At 52.8% G+C, this 18,301-nt stretch carries 18 protein-coding genes; 12 read left to right on the plus strand and 6 right to left on the minus strand.

The genetic code is table 11. From position 1 onward, the window contains the following. The first annotated feature begins 50 nt into the window (after positions 1–50). Genes surE through rlmD form a run of 4 tightly spaced genes read left to right on the plus strand, consistent with a single transcriptional unit; the run spans position 51 to position 4,036 of the window. Positions 51–815, plus strand: a complete 765-nt coding sequence (gene surE / locus B9Z32_RS11890) for a 5'/3'-nucleotidase SurE (protein WP_108421660.1) — start codon at positions 51–53, stop codon at positions 813–815. Next, positions 815–1,627 (plus strand): protein-L-isoaspartate(D-aspartate) O-methyltransferase, encoded by an 813-nt coding sequence (locus B9Z32_RS11895; RefSeq protein ID WP_108421661.1) that lies wholly within the window; start codon positions 815–817, stop codon positions 1,625–1,627. Before surE ends, B9Z32_RS11895 begins: the two co-directional genes overlap by 1 nt. Positions 1,628–1,637: 10 nt before the next feature. Further along, entirely contained in the window at positions 1,638–2,603 is a 966-nt protein-coding gene (locus B9Z32_RS11900) for a peptidoglycan DD-metalloendopeptidase family protein (protein ID WP_108421662.1), read from the plus strand. Then, entirely contained in the window at positions 2,600–4,036 is a 1,437-nt protein-coding gene (rlmD, locus tag B9Z32_RS11905; protein WP_108421663.1) for a 23S rRNA (uracil(1939)-C(5))-methyltransferase RlmD, read from the plus strand. Before B9Z32_RS11900 ends, rlmD begins: the two co-directional genes overlap by 4 nt. Before the next feature lie 70 nt (positions 4,037–4,106). On the opposite strand, the gene B9Z32_RS11910 is transcribed toward rlmD, so the two are convergent. Further along, positions 4,107–4,805, minus strand: coding sequence for a Bax inhibitor-1 family protein (locus tag B9Z32_RS11910; RefSeq protein WP_108421664.1), 699 nt, complete (start codon positions 4,803–4,805; stop codon positions 4,107–4,109). A gap of 188 nt (positions 4,806–4,993) precedes the next feature. Between B9Z32_RS11910 and B9Z32_RS11915 the strand changes: the two genes are divergently transcribed. Continuing rightward, the gene (locus B9Z32_RS11915) at positions 4,994–5,401 is read left to right on the plus strand and encodes a heme-binding protein (RefSeq protein WP_108421665.1); all 408 of its coding nucleotides are present in this window, start codon (positions 4,994–4,996) and stop codon (positions 5,399–5,401) included. A gap of 30 nt (positions 5,402–5,431) precedes the next feature. Here the strand turns inward: B9Z32_RS11915 and ilvD are convergent, their stop codons facing one another. Then, positions 5,432–7,144 carry a dihydroxy-acid dehydratase gene (ilvD, locus tag B9Z32_RS11920; RefSeq protein ID WP_108421666.1) on the minus strand — a complete coding sequence of 571 codons (1,713 nt, stop codon included), beginning with the start codon at positions 7,142–7,144 and terminating at the stop codon, positions 5,432–5,434. Positions 7,145–7,353: 209 nt separating this feature from the next. On the opposite strand from ilvD, the gene lgt reads away from it, so the two are divergent. The 3 genes from lgt to B9Z32_RS11935 are packed head-to-tail and all read left to right on the plus strand — an operon-like array spanning position 7,354 to position 10,758. Next, positions 7,354–8,157 (plus strand): prolipoprotein diacylglyceryl transferase, encoded by an 804-nt coding sequence (gene lgt / locus B9Z32_RS11925; protein WP_108421876.1) that lies wholly within the window; start codon positions 7,354–7,356, stop codon positions 8,155–8,157. Positions 8,158–8,215: 58 nt separating this feature from the next. Further along, entirely contained in the window at positions 8,216–9,211 is a 996-nt protein-coding gene (locus tag B9Z32_RS11930; protein ID WP_233248304.1) for a tripartite tricarboxylate transporter substrate binding protein, read from the plus strand. A gap of 2 nt (positions 9,212–9,213) precedes the next feature. Beyond that, complete coding sequence (locus tag B9Z32_RS11935; RefSeq protein WP_108421668.1) at positions 9,214–10,758, plus strand: malonyl-CoA synthase; 1,545 nt, start codon at positions 9,214–9,216, stop codon at positions 10,756–10,758. Here B9Z32_RS11935 and B9Z32_RS11940 read toward each other — a convergent pair. Beyond that, positions 10,750–11,193, minus strand: coding sequence for a universal stress protein (locus tag B9Z32_RS11940; protein WP_108421669.1), 444 nt, complete (start codon positions 11,191–11,193; stop codon positions 10,750–10,752). The genes B9Z32_RS11935 and B9Z32_RS11940 overlap by 9 nt on opposite strands. Positions 11,194–11,499: 306 nt before the next feature. Next, the gene (gene fnr, locus B9Z32_RS11945; protein ID WP_108421670.1) at positions 11,500–12,222 is read right to left on the minus strand and encodes a fumarate/nitrate reduction transcriptional regulator Fnr; all 723 of its coding nucleotides are present in this window, start codon (positions 12,220–12,222) and stop codon (positions 11,500–11,502) included. A gap of 206 nt (positions 12,223–12,428) precedes the next feature. On the opposite strand from fnr, the gene hemN reads away from it, so the two are divergent. Together hemN and B9Z32_RS11955 are read left to right on the plus strand one after the other, a co-directional pair. After that, positions 12,429–13,811: an oxygen-independent coproporphyrinogen III oxidase gene (gene hemN / locus B9Z32_RS11950; protein ID WP_108421671.1), complete on the plus strand. Its 1,383-nt coding sequence runs from the start codon at positions 12,429–12,431 to the stop codon at positions 13,809–13,811. After that, positions 13,812–14,297 (plus strand): sulfite exporter TauE/SafE family protein, encoded by a 486-nt coding sequence (locus B9Z32_RS11955; RefSeq protein ID WP_108421672.1) that lies wholly within the window; start codon positions 13,812–13,814, stop codon positions 14,295–14,297. A gap of 34 nt (positions 14,298–14,331) precedes the next feature. Here the strand turns inward: B9Z32_RS11955 and B9Z32_RS11960 are convergent, their stop codons facing one another. Both B9Z32_RS11960 and B9Z32_RS11965 read right to left on the minus strand, forming a co-directional pair. After that, a complete protein-coding gene (locus tag B9Z32_RS11960; protein ID WP_108421673.1) occupies positions 14,332–15,144 on the minus strand; it encodes a sulfite exporter TauE/SafE family protein in 813 nt (270 codons plus the stop codon). Positions 15,145–15,148: 4 nt separating this feature from the next. Then, positions 15,149–16,666: an acyl--CoA ligase gene (locus B9Z32_RS11965; protein WP_108421674.1), complete on the minus strand. Its 1,518-nt coding sequence runs from the start codon at positions 16,664–16,666 to the stop codon at positions 15,149–15,151. A gap of 105 nt (positions 16,667–16,771) precedes the next feature. Here B9Z32_RS11965 and B9Z32_RS11970 point away from each other — a divergent pair, with 105 nt between their 5' ends. Together B9Z32_RS11970 and B9Z32_RS11975 are read left to right on the plus strand one after the other, a co-directional pair. Beyond that, positions 16,772–17,782 carry a Bug family tripartite tricarboxylate transporter substrate binding protein gene (locus B9Z32_RS11970; RefSeq protein WP_369909954.1) on the plus strand — a complete coding sequence of 337 codons (1,011 nt, stop codon included), beginning with the start codon at positions 16,772–16,774 and terminating at the stop codon, positions 17,780–17,782. Positions 17,783–17,802: 20 nt separating this feature from the next. Then, positions 17,803–18,300, plus strand: coding sequence for a tripartite tricarboxylate transporter TctB family protein (locus B9Z32_RS11975; RefSeq protein WP_108421675.1), 498 nt, complete (start codon positions 17,803–17,805; stop codon positions 18,298–18,300). Position 18,301: the final 1 nt, after the last annotated feature.

The raw sequence follows: 18,301 nt of genomic DNA on the forward strand, positions 1-18,301 counted from the left end.
ACATTGGGATGTCTCGGTAGCGACCTACAATTGAGACCAAGGACCCACCCATGAAAATACTCATTTCCAACGACGATGGCTACCGCGCTGAGGGCATTGTGGCGCTTTACCACGCCCTGAAGCAAGTGGCCGAAGTGGAAGTGGTTGCGCCCGAGCACAACAACAGCGCCAAGTCCAATGCCCTCACGCTGCATTCCCCCCTGTATGTGCGGCACGGTGAAAACGGCTTTCGCTATGTCAACGGCACACCCGCCGACTGTGTGCACATCGCCCTTACGGGCCTTTTGGGATATCGCCCCGACTTGGTGGTGTCGGGCATCAACAATGGCGCCAACATGGGCGATGACACCTTGTACTCTGGCACTGTGGGTGCTGCTATGGAAGGCTATTTGTTTGGCATTCCCGCGCTGGCTTTTTCTCAAACAGAAAAGGGTTGGGCCCATTTAGATCAAGCCGCAGAGTTTGCCAAAAACATGGTCGCTCAATTTGCAGAGGCCCAGCTCATTGGCAAATCGCCTTGGTTGTTGAATGTCAACATCCCCAATGCTCAGGCTCAATGGAAAAACGCCAAGTTGTGTCGCCTTGGCCGACGTCATGCTGCCGAACCTGTCATTACCCAGCTAAGCCCCCGGGGTGAAACCATGTATTGGATTGGCAATGCAGGTGAGGCCATGGACGATGGCGAAGGCACCGATTTTCACGCCGCCAAAAATGGCCATGTCACCATCACACCTTTGAAGGTCGACCTCACCGACCATGACAATGCGGGTTTCTGGACACAAAATTTGTCCAAGCTCAAAGTTTGGGAGGGCTGATGGCGCAGCGCCCTGGTTTTCCCGTCAAGCTCAATAGCCAAGCGAAGGCTGCGCCTGTCAAAGCGCCTATTAAAGCGCCTGCCAAAGCCCCTTTAAAGGCGCCTTTAAATGGGCCTTCAAAAGCACCTGCGGCAAAAATGCCAGCTTCCTCCAACCCGCAAGGCTTGGGACTAGATTCCAGTGCGGTGCGATTGCGCATGGTGCAAAAGTTGGCTGCCCAAGGTTTGAAAGATCCCATGGTGCTTCAAGCCATGGGCAGCGTTGAGCGGCATCGCTTTGTCGAAAGCGCCTTGGTCAATCAGGCCTACGAAGACACCAGTTTGCCCATCGGATTGGGGCAAACCATTTCCAAGCCCAATGTGGTGGCGCGCATGATTGAGTTGTTGCGCGAAGGCGCACAGGGCAAGCTAGGGCGTGTGCTTGAAATTGGCACGGGCTGTGGCTACCAGGCCGCCGTATTGAGCCATGTGGCCACCGAGGTTTACAGCATTGAGCGCCTCAAGGGCTTGCATGAAAAAGCCCGCGCCAATCTGCGTCATTTTCGGTTGGCCAATGTGCACTTGCTGTTTGGAGATGGCATGCTGGGCTACCCCAAAGGCGCCCCCTATGCTGCCATTATTTCTGCCGCAGGGGGTGAAACACTGCCGCAGGCATGGCTAGATCAATTGGCCTTAGGCGGTCGCTTGGTGGCGCCCACTGTGACGGCCAATGGCCAGCAAGCGCTAATGGTGGTTGACAAAACAGACCAAGGGTTTAAACAAAGCGTTTTGGAAGCGGTTCATTTTGTCCCTCTAAAATCGGGTATCTCCTGAAGGATTTTGAATGACATTGTTGAAAAACCGTCAGAGCTTGGCAGCCATCTGTGTGCTGGCAGTTTGCGTCTTGGCGGCTTGCTCAAGCCGGCCGCGCGGGCCTATTCCCATAGAAGATCGGGTGGCGGCTCCTAGCTCATCGCGCTCCAGCCAAAATACGCAGCCCCAAGCAGCCAAAACACCTCCCACCAAAGCTCCTATGGCCAACTCGCCGGTTGCCAGCGCACCAGTGGCCACCAGCTCACCTGTTTCCATGGGCGCTTCTTCTTTGCCTGGTTCAGAAAACGCTGGCAAGCCAGGTTTCTACAGCGTGCGTCCTGGCGATACGCTCACCAAAATTGCCTTAGACCATGGCCAATCTTGGCGTGACATTGCCAGGTGGAACGGCATAGACAATCCCAATCTCATTGAGGTTGATCAGGTGCTGCGTGTTGCGCCGCCTGCGCAAGAAGCAGCGGCCCCCCGGCCCAGCAAAGCTGTTGTAGCCCAAGGCCAGATGCCAGCAACAGTCACGCCGCCTTCAGCCAACGCCAGCGTGCCTGCAGCATCGGCAGCATCGCCTGCATCTTCAGCATCTTCAAGCTCTCAAACCATCGTGAACGATGAGGGCTTGGCTTTCGCATGGCCTCACCCTGGCCCAGTGTTGGCCGGTTTTGATGAAGCCAAAAACAAGGGTCTCGATTTTGCGGGCAAGGCGGGCGACCCCGTACTGGCCTCTGCCGATGGCAAAGTGGTCTATGCAGGTTCAGGCCTTAGGGGTTATGGCAATTTGGTCATCATCAAGCACAACAACACCTTCCTCACGGCCTACGCGCACAACCAAGCCCTGTTGGTCAAAGAAGACCAACAAGTGACCAAAGGTCAGCGCATCGCCGAGATGGGCAGCACGGACGCCGATCGAGTGAAGTTGCATTTTGAAATTCGCAGGCAAGGCAAACCAGTCGATCCCGCCAAACTGTTACCCGCCCGGCCATGAGCAAACAGAGCGACACCTCCCGAGAAGAGCAGACACAAGAAATTATTTTTGGACGTTCCGATTTACCACCAGGTTGGCTGCACATTGATGCACTCGACATAGAGGCTCAAGGCATTTCCAGAAAGCCAGACGGCAAGGTGGTTTTTGTAGAAGGCGCTTTGCCCTTTGAGCTGGTCTCAGTCAATGTGCATCGCAAGAAAAACAATTGGGAAGCCGGCGTGGTCACGGCGGTTCACCGAGAATCTTCGCAGCGCGTCAAGCCTGGGTGCCCGCACTTTGGCTTGCACGCGGGTGCCTGTGGTGGTTGCAAAATGCAGCACCTCGAAGCCAGTGCCCAAGTGGCCATCAAGCAACGCGTGCTCGAAGACAACTTGTGGCATTTGGGCAAAGTCAAACCTGAAAACTTGTTGCGCCCCATGGAGGGCCCAAGTTGGGGCTATCGCTATCGCGCCCGCATGTCGGTGCGCTATGTGCACAAAAAGGGCGAAGTGCTCATTGGTTTTCACGAGCGCAAAAGCCGCTATGTGGCCGATATCAAAACCTGCAGGGTCTTGCCGCCCAACATCAGCGCCATGTTGATGTCACTGCGCGAATTGATTTTTGGCATGGATGCGCGCGAGACCATTCCGCAAATTGAATTGGCACAAGGCGATACTGTCACGGCCCTGGTGTTGCGCCATTTAGAACCTTTGAGCCAAGCCGATCAAGATCGACTGCGCGCTTTTGCAAAGTTGCATGCGGTGCAGTGGTGGTTGCAAATCAAAGGCCCCGATACGGTCAAGCTCATGGACGAAGGTGGCCCTGAGCTGTCCTACGACTTGCCAGACTTTGGTGTGCACATGCCTTTCAAGCCTACCGATTTCACGCAAGTCAACCCACACATCAATCGCGTGCTGGTCACGCGGGCTTTGCGCTTGCTCAAGCCTGAAGCACACGAACGTGTCATCGATTGGTTTTGTGGCTTGGGCAACTTCACTTTGCCCATTGCCACCACAGCCAAAGAAGTGGTGGGCATTGAAGGCTCCGAAACATTGGTCGCTCGCTCGCTAGAAAATTTGGCTCGCAACCAAAGCTTGCGCGGCCCAAACAAGCCATTGGCACCCACCACCTTCATTGCCCGCAATTTGTTTGAGATGACGCCAGAGATGCTCATGGCCGATGGCATTGCAGACAAGTGGCTCATCGATCCACCGCGCGAGGGCGCCTTTGCTTTGGCCAAGTCATTGGCAGAGCTGCATGAAAACACAGAACTTAGAGGTGCCTGGCTATTTCCCAAGCGAATTGTCTATGTGAGCTGCAACCCTGCCACTCTGGCGCGCGATGCTGGCTTGCTGGTTCACAGGGCGGGGTATAGGTGCTTAAGTGCAGGCGTGGTTAATATGTTTGCACACACCGCTCACGTCGAGAGCATGGCGGTTTTTGAGCGGCTATGAAAAAAGCACCTGAGTTCTTAGTGAACTCAGGTGCTTGAATGTGAAGCCCTTCAAAAGGGCTGCTAAATGTTTAGTCGCGCTCGCCGCCCCAGAGGCCCAACAAGGCCAGCAGGCTTTGGAACACATTGAACAGGTCCATGTAAAGCATGAGGGTGGCGCTGATGTAGTTGGTTTCACCGCCATCCAAAATTTGCTTCAAGTCGTACAGCATGTAAGCGCTGAAGATGCCAATGGCAGCCACAGACAAAGCCATCATGCCGGCGGTAGAGCCCACAAAGATGTTGACGATACCGCCCACCATGAGCACCAATGCGCCCACAAACAACCACTTGCCCATGCCAGACAGGTCGCGCTTGATGACACTGGCCAAGACGGACATGACTGTAAACACACCTGCGGTGCCAGCGAAGGCCGTCATGATGAGGTCGGCGCCGTTTTTGAAGCCCAAAATCATGGCAATCATGCGTGACAGCATGAGACCCATGAAGAAGGTGAAGGCCAGCAAGACCAGCACGCCAGCAGAGGAGTGCTTGGTTTTCTCAATGGCGAACATGAAGCCAATGGCGCCGCCAAAGAAAATAAGCAAGCCTAAGCCACCACCCATTGACTGAGTGATGCCGGTTGACACACCGATCCAAGCCCCCAAAACGGTAGGCAATAGGCTTAAGGCCAGCAGCATATAGGTGTTGCGCATGACCTTGTTGCGTTCAGCGGGCGTGCTGACTGTGCCGCCCCAGGTGGGTTGTTCGATGTTTTGAAGATCGCTCATTTGTGAACTCCTGATATTTCACCCTGTATCGGGTGAGCAAATTGTAGAGCTTGTCTGGCCAAAAGACCAATTTGCCAAAGATTTCAGGGTCTTTTGTTTGGCGGCCACCTAGAAACCAATCTGGCAGCCCGACTGGGGTATGCTATTTGGTCAGTTTTTAAACCCGAGCCATTGAAACCTTAGACACCATGAAAACCCAATCGATCCTCGAATTATCAGACGTTCAAACCATTGCCGCAGCTGCACAGGCAGAGGCTGAAAAAAACAACTGGGCTGTGAGCATTGCCATTGTGGATGCGGGAGGCCATTTGCTGCATTTCCAACGCTTGGATGGCGCACCGCCTATTTCCTCTCACATTGCGCCAGCCAAGGCCAAAACTTCAGCCATGGGTCGCCGTGAAACCAAAATTTATGAAGATGTGATCAATGGAGGACGATATTCATTCTTGTCGGCGCCCTACATTGAAGGCATGCTGGAAGGCGGCGTCCCCATTTTGAAAGATGGCGCGTGCATTGGCGCAGTGGGCGTGAGTGGCGTTAAGTCGCCTGAGGATGCGCAGATTGCCAAGGCGGGCATTGCCGCCATTGGTCTCTGACATTGAAAAGCTCAAAACGAGCTTTTCAGATCAGAACAAATCGAGTACAGCGCCCTTGCTGGCGCTAGAAGCATTGAACACAAACTTAGCCTGAACACCGCGGGTGTAACGCGGAGCAGGCGCCTGCCACTGAGCACGGCGTTTGGCAATTTCTTCGTCGGGTACGTTCAATGCCAGAACCAGTTTGTGCGCATCGATGGTAATAGAGTCGCCTTCGTGCACCAAGGCAATGGTGCCGCCCGCGGCTGCTTCTGGCGCCACATGACCCACCACCATGCCCCAAGTACCGCCAGAAAAACGGCCATCGGTAATGAGGCCCACGCTCTCGCCCAAACCAGCGCCAATGAGCGCGCCAGTGGGAGCCAACATTTCAGGCATGCCAGGGCCGCCTTTGGGGCCAAGGTAGCGCAAAACCATGACATCGCCGGCTTTGATCTTGCCGTCCAGAATGGCTTGCAAAGCCGATTGCTCGTCGTCAAACACGCGAGCAGGTCCGGTAATGACGGGGTTCTTCAAGCCCGTGATTTTGGCCACAGCACCTTCGGGAGACAAGTTGCCTTTCAATATGGCCAAGTGACCTTCTGCGTACATCGGGTTGTCGATGGTGCGAATAACGTCTTGGTCTGCACGCGGTGTGTCTGGAATGTCTTTCAAGTTTTCGGCCACGGTTTTGCCGGTGATGGTCATGCAATCGCCGTGCAGCAAACCAGCCTTCAACAAGACCTTCATGACTTGTGGAATGCCGCCTGCGCGGTGCAAGTCAACCGCCAAATATTTGCCGCTGGGCTTCAAATCGCAAATGACGGGAACCTTTTTGCGCATGCGCTCAAAATCGTCAATGGTCCAATCGACGCCGGCTGTGTGAGCAATGGCCAAGTAGTGCAGCACAGCATTGGTTGAGCCGCCAGTGGCCATGATCACAGCCACGGCATTTTCGATGGCCTTTTTGGTCACGATGTCGCGTGGCTTCAAATCGTTTTTGATGGCCTCAATCAAAACCTTGGCGGATGCCTTCGCCGAATTTTTCGTTTCATCGTGGGGGTTGGCCATGGTGGAAGAGTAGGGCAACGACATACCTAGCGCCTCAAACGAGGAAGACATGGTGTTGGCTGTGTACATGCCGCCGCATGAACCTGTGCCAGGAATGGCGCGCTTTTCAATTTCTTTCAAATCGAAGTCGCTCAGTGTGCCAGCTGAGTTTTCACCCACGGCTTCAAACACACTCACAATGTTCAAGTCTCTGCCCTGGTACCTGCCGGGCAAAATGGTGCCGCCATAAACGTAAATGGCGGGCACATTGGCACGCAGCATGCCCATCATGCCGCCTGGCATGTTTTTGTCGCAACCACCCACCACCAGCACGCCATCCATCCATTGGCCTTGCACGCAGGTTTCAATACAGTCAGAAATAACTTCACGGCTGATGAGGGAGTATTTCATGCCTTCGGTGCCCATGGCCATGCCATCTGAAATGGTGGGGGTGCCAAAGATTTGGGCGTTGCCACCGGCCTCTTCAATGCCTTCTACGGCGGCATCGGCCAGTTTTTGCAAACCGCTGTTGCAAGGCGTGATGGTGCTGTGACCGTTGGCCACACCCACCATGGGTTTGACAAAATCACCTTCTTCATAGCCCATGGCGTAATACATGGAGCGGTTGGGCGCTCTGGATTTGCCTTGGGTGATGTTGGCACTGCGGCGATTGATCGCAGTGGCAGGCGTAATGGGGATGATTTTGTCGCTCATGGTGTGGGTCTGTTGTTTAGATGGATTAAGGGTTTAAGGGATTCGGGAATTGAGTGCATTAGGGCTCAAAACAAGCTTTTTAGTCTGATTGGGCTTTATTCTAAGTGACTACCCAGACTACAGACCCTTGTTTGGGCCTGAATAAGCTTGTCCAAACTGAGGGGTTTCACGATGCCCAAAAGGGCCTGCAACAAGGCACAATCGGGCTCATGTTGAATCACCCCCAAATTGACCCCATTGCATTGCAATTGGGCCCGCTCGCCATTCATTGGTACGGCTTGACCTATTTGGCTGCTTTTGCGCTGTTTTTCTTTTTGGCAACGCAAAGACTCAAACATCCGCCTTTTTCACGCTTAAGCCATTGGCAAGTTCGGGACGTGGAGGATATTTTGTTTGCAGGCGTGCTGGGTGTGGTGTTGGGCGGCCGCATTGGTTTTTGCTTGTTTTATCAACCGGCTTACTACCTCTTGCATCCCTGGGAAGTGGCCTATGTTTGGCAAGGCGGCATGAGCTTCCATGGAGGCCTGTTGGGCGTCATGGCGGCCATGTGGTGGTTTGCCAAAACGCGGCAACGGCCATTTTTCCAAGTGATGGATTTTGTAGCGCCCTGCGTGCCAACAGGATTGGCTGCTGGTCGCATTGGCAATTTCATCAATGGCGAGCTTTGGGGCCGGCCGGCAGACCCCGACCTGCCCTGGGGCATGGTTTTTAGAGGGGCGGGCGATTTTGCGCGGCATCCCTCACAGCTTTACCAGTTTTTGCTGGAAGGCTTGCTCTTGTTTGTCATACTTTGGGTGTTTGCCCGAAAAGACAGGCCGCTTGGCCAAGTGTCAGCTGTATTTTTGATCGGTTACGGCCTTTTCAGGTTTGTATCTGAATTTTTCCGTGAACCCGATGCACACCTGGGGCTGTTGTCTTTGGGTCTGAGCATGGGGCAGTGGTTGTGCGTGCCCATGATTGTGGCTGGAATCTTTTTGTACTTGGCGGTCAACAAGCCTAGACAAGCTGGATGAAGAGTTTGAGTTTGATCGCCAATTTTTGAGTTTTTTAAAATTAATGAAGGAGACAAAAATGCAACATTCCAAAAACCAATTTCAGCGCCGTGAGGTCTTGCAATGGGCTGCTGGTGCATCCTTGGCAGCCGCTTTGCCGGCTTGGGCTCAGGCCACATGGCCAAGCAAACCCGTCAACATGATTGTGCCGTTTCCTGCAGGTGGCGGTACAGATGCCTTCGCCAGACCATTGGCTGCAGTCTTTGCCAAGCTCACCAGCAAGCAAATCATCATTGACAACAAGGGCGGTGCTGGCGGTACTGTGGGTGCTGGTGTGGCCGCAAGGTCAACCCCCGACGGCTACAACTATTTCATGGGCGCTGTGCACCACACCATTGCACCCAGCATGTACCCCAAGTTGGACTACGACTTAGAGCGCGATTTGGTACCGCTCATTTTGGTGGCTGCTGTGCCCCAAGTGTTGGTGGTCAATCCCAAAAAAGTCACCGCCAACACTTTGAAAGAGTTCTTGGATTTTGTGAAGAAAAATCCAGGCAGATTGAATTACGGCTCTGCAGGCAGTGGCACCTCGCACCACTTGGCTGGTGAGTTGTTCAAACTCCAAACACAAACCTTCATCACGCACATTCCCTACCGCGGTGCCGGCCCCGCTTTGCAAGACTTGATTTCGGGCAACGTTGACATGATGTTTGATGGCTTGGGTTCTTCTTCTGCGCACATCAAGGGCGGCAGAATCAAGGCCTTGATGGTTTCGGGTGCCAAGCGCAACCCCGCCATTCCCGATGTGCCTTGCTCGGCAGAATTGGGCTTGCCCGATTACACCGTCAGCACTTGGTATGGCATTTGGGCACCCAAAGGCACACCGGCCGAGGCTCAGGGCCGCATGATAGATGAAGTGCGCAAAGCCTGCCTAACCGATGAAGCCAAAGCAATTTGGGCAACGCAAGGCGCTGAGTTTCCTAACTTGGCAGGCGCTCAATTTGATGCCTTTATCAAAACTGAATTGCGCAAATGGAGCCAGGTGGTGAAAGCCTCTGGCGCAAAGCTGGACTAAAGATGACCCAAGCAAATTTGTTTGCAGCTTTGAGAGCTGCATTCCCCGCTCAGCTCGACAGTGCTGCGGTTGAAACCGATCATGGCTTGGTTTACAGCTGGCGCGATTTAGACCGTGCCAGTGCCATGATGGCCAATTTGTTTAATGGCTTGAAACTTCCCAAGGGCAGCCGAATTGCGGTGCAAGTGGAAAAGTCGGTGGAAGCCTTGATGCTGTATTTGGCCACCTTGCGAGCAGGCTATGTGTTCTTGCCCTTGAACACAGCCTACCAAAGTGCCGAGATTGAATACTTCATTGGCAACGCAGAGCCTGCGGTGGTGGTTTGCTCGGGTGCCAACTTTGCTTGGGTGAGTAAGATTGCATTCAAGGCGGGCACTCAGCATGTGTTCACCCTGAATGACGACAGAACGGGCACTTTGCTTGAACGTGCTTCGCAGCAAAAAGATGAGCACCAAATTGCTGTCAAAGACCAAGACGATTTGGCCGCTATTTTGTACACCAGCGGCACCACTGGCAGAAGCAAGGGCGCCATGCTCACGCATGGCAACATGCTGAGCAACGCGCAAACCCTCAAGTCTTATTGGGGTTGGAAAAAAGGCGATGTGCTCATTCATGCATTGCCTATTTTTCATGTGCACGGCTTGTTTGTGGCCATTCACGGTGCCCTCATCAATGGCAGCAAAATGATTTGGCTTGCCAAGTTTGATCCCAAATTGGTGATTGCCAAAATGCCTGAGGCCACGGTTTTCATGGGGGTGCCCACGCTGTATGTGCGCATGCTCTCTGAACCATCGCTCAACAAAGAAGCAGTGCGCAACATGCGCTTGTTTGTGGCAGGCTCGGCACCCTTGCTCATTGAAACATTTACCGAATGGCAGCAGCGCACGGGGCACACCATTTTGGAGCGCTACGGCATGAGTGAAACCGTCATGCTCACATCTAACCCCTATGCGGCCGACAAGCGCCACAAGGGCCAAAGTGAGCGACGTGGTGGTACGGTTGGTTTTCCTTTGCCCGGCGTGCAGCTCAGAGTGCAAGGCGATGATGGCCGGAGCCTGCCAGTGGGCGAAATTGGCAACATTCAAGTCAAAGGGCCCAATGTGTTTAAGGCCTACTGGCGCATGCCCGAGAAAACAAAGGAAGAATTTACCTCCGATGGGTTTTTCAAAACCGGTGATGTGGGCAAGTTTGATGAGCGCGGCTATGTGACCATTGTGGGACGTAGCAAAGATTTGATCATCAGTGGCGGTTACAACGTTTACCCCGCAGAAATTGAAGGCTACATCAACGAAATGCCGGGTGTGGCAGAAAGTGCTTTGGTGGGTGTGCCGCATCCCGACTTTGGTGAAGTGGGTGTGGCTGTGGTCATTGCCAAGGCTGGCGCACAGTTAAGCGCAGACCAGATCATTGCCAGTTTGAAATCGCAATTGGCCAACTTCAAAATTCCCAAAAAGTGTTTCGTGGTGCCAGAGCTCCCACGAAAAACCATGGGCAAAGTTCAGAAAAATTTATTGCGCGATGAGCACAAAAATTTGTTCTTAGCGTAAGACCAACACCGGCACGTGGCAGTGGGTTAGCACTTGTTGCGTCTCACTGCCCAGCAACAAACGCTTGATGCCTTTGCGGCCATGTGAGGCCATGACCACCAAGTCGGCCTTGTGTTTTTTGGCTGCTGCAATGATGGCATCAGACACAATGTCGGAGCGGCTCACTACAGCCTTGGCTTTGACACCCTTGATGCTGGCCGATTTTTGAACCGCATCCACAGCGGCTTGCGCTTCTTCGGCCCACTGACCTTCAATGCGCGCAACATCTTTGGCATTGAGAGGAATACTGCCCTCAAAATAAGACATGGGATAACGTGGAACCACTTTCACTGCAATGAGCTCAGCACCGCAAGTGGCGGCTAGGCCAATGGCGCTGGCAACAGCTTTTTTGCTCAAGGGAGAGCCGTCGGTGGCAACAAGAATTCTGGTGTACATGGTGTGCTACTTTTGTGAATGGATGTGCCCAGCATAAAACTCTGAATTCTCTGCGTCTTGATCTGGATCAAGTTTGATGCAGGCCAGATGGCTTATCTTCGAAGCATGTCAACTCAAGCACTCACCACCCATGTTGAGGTGTTGTCCGCTCAGTGGTCTTTGCTAGATCATGCGCAAGAGTGGTCAGATTTCAGTCAAGTCAATGATCAAGCCATCAACACTTGGACCTCCAGTTTTTTGTATTTTGGGCTTTGGCCATTGTGTCTAGCAGCCTTACCACGCTGCTTTCAATGGGCTCAGCTTCACTCAATGGCACTGAGGCTGAGCATTGACCATTTGCTGCAGTGCCTCGGCGTTCAAAATTCGAACGTGGCGCTGCTTCACCTCAACAATGCCATCGTCTACAAACTTGGAGAATGTACGGCTGACGGTTTCTAGTTTGAGCCCCAAGTAGCTGCCAATTTCTTCGCGTGTCATGCGCAATACCAGCTCGGACTGCGAGAAACCACGCGAGTGCAAGCGCTGAACCAAATTTAGTAAGAAGGCGGCCAAGCGCTCCTCGGCACGCATGCTGCCCAAGAGCAACATGACACCATGCTCACGCACAATTTCGCGGCTCATGATTTTGTGCACATGGTGTTGAAGCGCGGTAACCTCGCGCGATATTTCTTCAATGCGGTCGAAGGGCATGACGCAAACTTCGGCGTCTTCTAGGGCAATGGCATCGCAGCTGTGTTGGTCGTTCACAATGCCATCGAGGCCAATGATTTCGCCGGCCATTTGAAAGCCTGTGACCTGGTCTCGGCCATCTTCGGAAGCCAGGCAAGTTTTGAAAAAACCAGTGCGAATGGCGTAAAGCGATGTGAACTTTTCGCCATTGCTAAACAGGGTGGTGCCTTTTTTGATTTTGCGGCGGGTGGCCACCAAGTCGTCTAGGCGTTCTAGATCGTTTTCAGACAGCCCCATGGGCATGCAGAGTTCGCGCAAGTTGCAGTTGGAACATGCGACTTTGATGACTTCAGGTTTCATGGCGTCCTCACTTCAGAAAAATTGACATTGCGACAAGTCAAGTCTTGAGCTTATACCCACTTAGGTCATTTGATTCACCTCAAGCTTTTATAAAACACTTTTCCCCCATTAGATTGTCAATAAGTTGATATAGGTCAAGTTTGAGGAGGGCGTCAAAAGGCACATTAGACAAATCTTCTAAATTTGACAGCCTTGGAAAATGCCGTATGTCCTTTTTGACGCCCGAATTGCTCTCTCGTTTTGACATACCAGGGCCCCGTTACACGTCTTATCCCACAGCAGATCGGTTTGTCGAGGCTTGTGCGCAGTCAAATCTTCACCAAGCGCTCGATTTGCGCACCCAAGGCGTAGGTCACAAAAACCGACCCTTGTCGATTTATGTGCACATTCCGTTTTGTGAATCGCTTTGTTATTACTGCGCTTGCAACAAAATCATTACCAAGCACCACGAGAAAGCAGTGCCCTATCTGCGCTATCTGGCAAAGGAGCTTGCTCTCTACACTAGCACCATTGGAACAGGGCAGTCGGTCAGCCAATTGCACTTGGGCGGCGGTACGCCCACTTTTTTAAGCGACAGCGAATTGAGTGCACTGATGTCGATGCTCAAGCGCAACTTCAATTTTGTGGCGGGAGGTGAGTATTCGGTGGAAGTCGATCCTCGCACAGTCAATGCTGAACGTTTGGCATTGTTGTTTGAGTTGGGGTTCAATCGCCTGAGTTTTGGCGTACAAGATTTTGACCCTGAAGTGCAAAAAGCAGTGCACCGCATTCAGCCCGTAGAGCAAGTCTTTGCCTTGGTGGCCTCTGCTCGCAAAATAGGTTTTGAATCTGTCAATGTCGACTTGATTTATGGCTTGCCCAAACAAAGCCCAGAATCGTTTGATCGCACCCTGAAACAAATCAATGCATTGCGCCCCGATCGCATCGCGCTTTATGCCTATGCGCATTTGCCTGAGCGCTTTAAGCCTCAGCGCCGCATAGTGGCGGCTGAGCTGCCTGTGGCCTCTAGCAAAATTGCCATGTTGTCTAGGTCAATGGATGCCCTCATGGCGGCGGGCTATGTTTACGTGGGCATGGACCACTTTGCATTGCCTGTTGATGCTTTGGCGGTGGCCAAACGGCAAGGTCGATTGCACCGAAATTTTCAAGGCTACAGCACCCAACCCGATTGCGATTTGATTGGCTTAGGTGTCTCGTCTATTGGCCGCATGGGCAGCACTTATAGCCAAAACGCCAAGACCATGGATGAGTATGTTGACATGCTCGATCAAGCTCAATTGCCCGTTGTGAAGGGCTTGGCACTGTCGCGCGACGACCAGATACGCCGCGCTTGGATCATGGCCATCATGTGCCAAGGCCATGTTCAGTTCGATGTGTTCAATGAAGCATGGCTGATTGATGCTCAAAGCTATTTTTCCGAAGAACTCCTGCAATTGCAAAGCATGCAAAGTCAGGGTTTGCTTGAGTTAAGCGAGCAGGGCTTGCACGTGACACCCATGGGCTGGTTTTTTGTGAGGGGTGTGGCCATGGTGTTTGACAAATATTTGCAAGCCGATCGCAACCGAACTCGTTTTTCAAAAATCATTTAAATGCAAACCTCCTTGGCCCTCACGGCTTTGGTCATGGGATTGGCCGGTGGGCCGCATTGCGTGGCCATGTGCGGCGCTGCATGTGCTGGCATGGGCCAAGTGGCTGGCACACAGCAAAGCAGGGCGCTACTGTCATTTCAAGGAGGTCGCTTGCTGGGTTACAGCTTGATGGGTGGCGTGGCGGCTTTCAGCGTGCAAGCACTGGGCTGGCTCACGTTAGAGTCTGCAGCCCTCAGACCTGTTTGGAGCATGTTGCATGTGGCCGCCCTCACGGGCAATGCTTTAGACGGCGCACTCACCATGGCTTGTTTTGCATTGGGCAGCGGAGTGAGTTTGGGCTTTGCACCCTGGCTTATGCTCAAACTCAAAACCTTGGGCGATGGTACTTGGGGCATTCGCCTAGCCGGCTTGGCTTTGGCCTTCACATCGGGCTGGGGCTTGTGGCTTGGCTTGGCCCACAATCAAGCGCCTTGGTGTGCGGTTTAAGGCAGTGTGTGCTGCAAAGCTTGTGTTCAAGCTTTTATGCAGCGGTCATGCCCTTGTGGAACATATAAGCCGCCAAAAACACCAAGAAGAATGAGAACACCCGCTTGAGTTTTTTCACAGGCAATTTATGTGCAGCGCGCGCGCCAAATGGCGCCGTGAAAACGCTGAAACAAGCAATCACAATCATGCCGGGCAGCCATATGTAGCCCACCGAAGCAGGTGGCAAGTTGTCTAAGTTCAGACCGCTAATCACAAAGCCAGTGACATTGGCCAATGCAATGGGAAAGCCCAAAGCAGCACTGGTGCCAATGGCGTTGTGAATGGCCACATTGCACCAGGCCATTAAGGGCACGCTTACAAATGCGCCACCCGCACCCACCAAGCCAGACAGCATGCCTATGAGCCCGCCCATGCCCAACTGACCCACAAAACCCGGCATTTGGCGCGAGGGTTTTGGTTTCTTGTCCATGTACATTTGGAAGGCAGAGTAAGAGACAAACACGCCAAACATAATGGCCAAGGTGGCACCCTTCACGGCTACAAAAATCCACAGACTGGCCAAGGCACTGCCCAGCACAATGCCAGGCGCCAAACCTTTTACCAAATCCCATCGCACCGCACCGAGTTTGTGGTGTGTTCGAACACTGGAAATAGAGGTGAACAAAATGGTGGACATGGAGGTGACGATGGCCATTTTGATGGACAGGTCTTCCGCAACACCCATATTGCCCAAGATAAAGCTCAACACGGGAACCATGAGCAAGCCGCCGCCCAAGCCCAGCAAGCCCGCCATGAAACCAACCACTGTGCCGGTAATGCCCAGTTCTAAAAAGATTTGTAGTTCCATGGACTTAAGCCAGTCCGAGCTTTTGCGCCATGCCTATGCGTTGTAACTTACCGGTTGCACCCTTGGGGATTTCGTCCATGAGCAAAACTTTGCGGGGCACTTTGAAATCGGCCAAGCGGGTGGCTGTGTATTCGCGAAGTTCTTTTTCAGTGGCTGTCATGCCTTCTCGCAGCACCACAGCAGCACCCACTTCCTCGCCCAATTTGTCGTGTGGAATGCCAAAGCAAACCACTTGAGCCACCGCAGGGTGGTCCATCAAAACTTCATCCACTTCGCGCGGGCTAATTTTTTCGCCGCCGCGGTTGATGATTTCTTTCAGCCTGCCTGTAATGCTGACGTAGCCTTGTGCGTCTAGCACACCTTGGTCGCCGGTTCTAAACCAGCCATTGGTAAACGCTTCTGCGTTGGCCTTGTCGTTGTTCTCGTAACCGGGGGTAACGTTGCTGCCGCGAATCACAATTTCGCCGGTGCTGCCCGTTGGGAGCAGGTCGCCGTCGGCATTCATGATGGCAATTTCAGGGCCTGCGGCCAAGCCTACGGTGCCAGGTTTTCTTTGGCCAGGTGGCAGGGGGTTGCAAGCCATTTGGTGAGCGGCTTCGGTCATGCCATAGGCTTCAATGACGGGTGCTTTGAAGGTGGCTTCGAGTTCTGCCAAAACTTGCGGTGGCAAGGAAGACGATGAAGAGCGAATGAAACGCAGGGGCACTCTTTCAATCACTTCTTTGTTGTTGGCCGAGCGCGACAAAATAGCTTGGTGCATGGTGGGCACAGCGGTGTACCAAGTGGGCTTAACTTCGTCCATCTGGCTGAAGAACTTCAAAGCATTAAAGCCACTGGTGCAATAGACTTCGCCGCCTTGCGACAAGGGTGCCAAGATGCCTGCAATGAGGCCATGGATGTGAAAAAGCGGCATCACGTTCAAGCCGCGATCGGTGCTGCTAAAGCGCGTGCTGTTTGCAATGTTTTGCGCGGAGGCACTCACGTTGCGATGGGTGAGCGGCACAATTTTGGGGCGTGAAGTGGTGCCCGAGGTGTGCAATACCAAAGCCACATCGTCGGGCTGTGCATCACCAGGGTGCTGCGCCGCCTTGGGGGCCAGGCCGTTCATGTTCAAGGTGAAAGAACCAGCGCCCGAAGTGGGTGTGGGTTCGAGTTCAATGAGCGCAATGCCCATTTTGGCTGCCACAGCCACGGCTGGGCTGCTAGAACCTTTTTCAACCACCAAGGCTTTGGCGTTGAGGTCGTTCAAATAAAACTCAAACTCATCGGCGCGGTAGCTGGGGTTCAAGGGCGCTGAAGTACAGCAGCAGGCCACTGTGACAAAGCTAGAAGCCATTTCTGCGCTGTTGGGCAACACCAAAGCCACGCGGTCGTTGCGGCCAATGCCCACTTGGTTGAAGGCCGTCTGAACGTATTGACTCAGCTGACGCAGGGCTGAATAGGTGAGCGGCGCACTGTTGGCGGCACTCAAACAAGTTGATTGGGCATTTCCGGCGGCCAGGAGTTCTATTAGGGTTTTCATCAGGTAGTGAAATAAAAGTTGAATTTAGAGGTTTTAGGTCTCGACAAACTACGGATCATTCTATTACGATACTTTTTAGTTTATTTAATTACCAAGGAGTTTAATGTGAAAAAATATCTATCAATCAGTCTCAAATCAGCTACCTTGGTAGTCTGTAGCTTGTTCGGATTTAGCGCTCATGCCCAAGCCAATTGGGAGCCCACCAAAAATGTTGAGTTCATCGTGCCAGCCGGCACAGGTGGCGGTGCTGATCAAATGGCGCGTTTTCTGCAGGGTGTGATCACCAAGCACAAACTCATGGCCCAACCCTTGGTCGTGGTTAACAAATCGGGCGGCGCAGGGGCAGAAGGATTTTTAGATGCCAAAGGCGCTCGTCCTGACGGTCACAAAATCATCATCACGCTGTCAAATTTATTCACAACCCCTCTGGCTACAGGTGTGCCCTTTAACTGGAAAGACCTAACCCCTGTGGCCATGCTGGCACTCGATGAGTTTGTGCTTTGGGTCAATGCAGAGTCGCCCTACAAAACGGTGGGCGACCTCACCAAGGCCGTCAAGCAAGGCGAATCTGGCAAATTCAAAATGGCTGGAACGGGCTCCAAGCAAGAAGACCAGATCATCACGGTGGCCATTGAAAAAACCACTGGTAAAAAAATGACTTACATCCCTTTCAAAGGCGGTGGTGATGTGGCGGTTCAATTGGTGGGAAAACACGTTGACACCACAGTGAACAACCCCATTGAAGCTGTGGCGCATTGGAAGGGCGGAACTTTAAGGGCGCTGTGTGTATTCGATTCACAGGTCATGCCTTACCCGAAAAAAATCACACCGACTCAGTCGTGGAAAGACATTCCCACTTGCAAATCGCAAGGCCTCGATGTGGAGTATTTGATGTTGCGTGGCATTTTCATGCCGCCCAAAGCCACGCCTGCGCAAGTGGCTTATTACACCGATGTGTTCCAAAAAGTACGCCAGCTGCCTGAGTGGAAAGAATTCATGGAGACCGGCGCCTTCAAAGACACTTTCATGAAGGGTCAGGAATTTCAAGATTGGTTGCTGAAAGCAGAGGTGGAACATTACCGATTGATGCGTGATGCCGGCTTCTTGGCCAAATAAAACTGCTGAAGTTCCTCATCATGAAAACAGATTCACACCTGCAAATGCGGTGGATGGAGTTGTTGGTGGCTGCATGCTTTTTGGGTGTGAGCTTGCTGGTCATCACCGACAGCCTTCGAGTTGGTAACGCTTGGGGCACAGATGGCCCCGAGCCTGGCTACTTTCCGTTCTACATCGGCTGTCTTTTGTTTGGCGGCGCTGCCTGGATTATTTTGCAAACCTTGTGGGCTTGGAAGCAAGACGATGGCAAAGAAGTGTTTGCCGAAAAGCATGAGTTCAACTTGATGTTGCTCATGCTTGTACCCTCAGCAATTTTCACAGCTGCCATCTTTGTGTTGGGCATTTATTTGGCTTCGCTGGTTTTCGTTGCCGCCTTCATGGTGTGGCAGGGCAAATACAGTTACTTCAAATCCATCGCTGTGGGCACCAGCATCAGCGCGGTGTTGTTTTCCTTGTTTGAAGTTTGGTTCAAGTTACCCTTGCCAAAAGCCTTCATTGAAACTTGGTTGGGCTATTGAT

It is taken from the genome of Limnohabitans sp. MMS-10A-178, from assembly GCF_003063375.1.
Taxonomy (GTDB): Bacteria; Pseudomonadota; Gammaproteobacteria; order Burkholderiales; family Burkholderiaceae_C; genus Limnohabitans_A.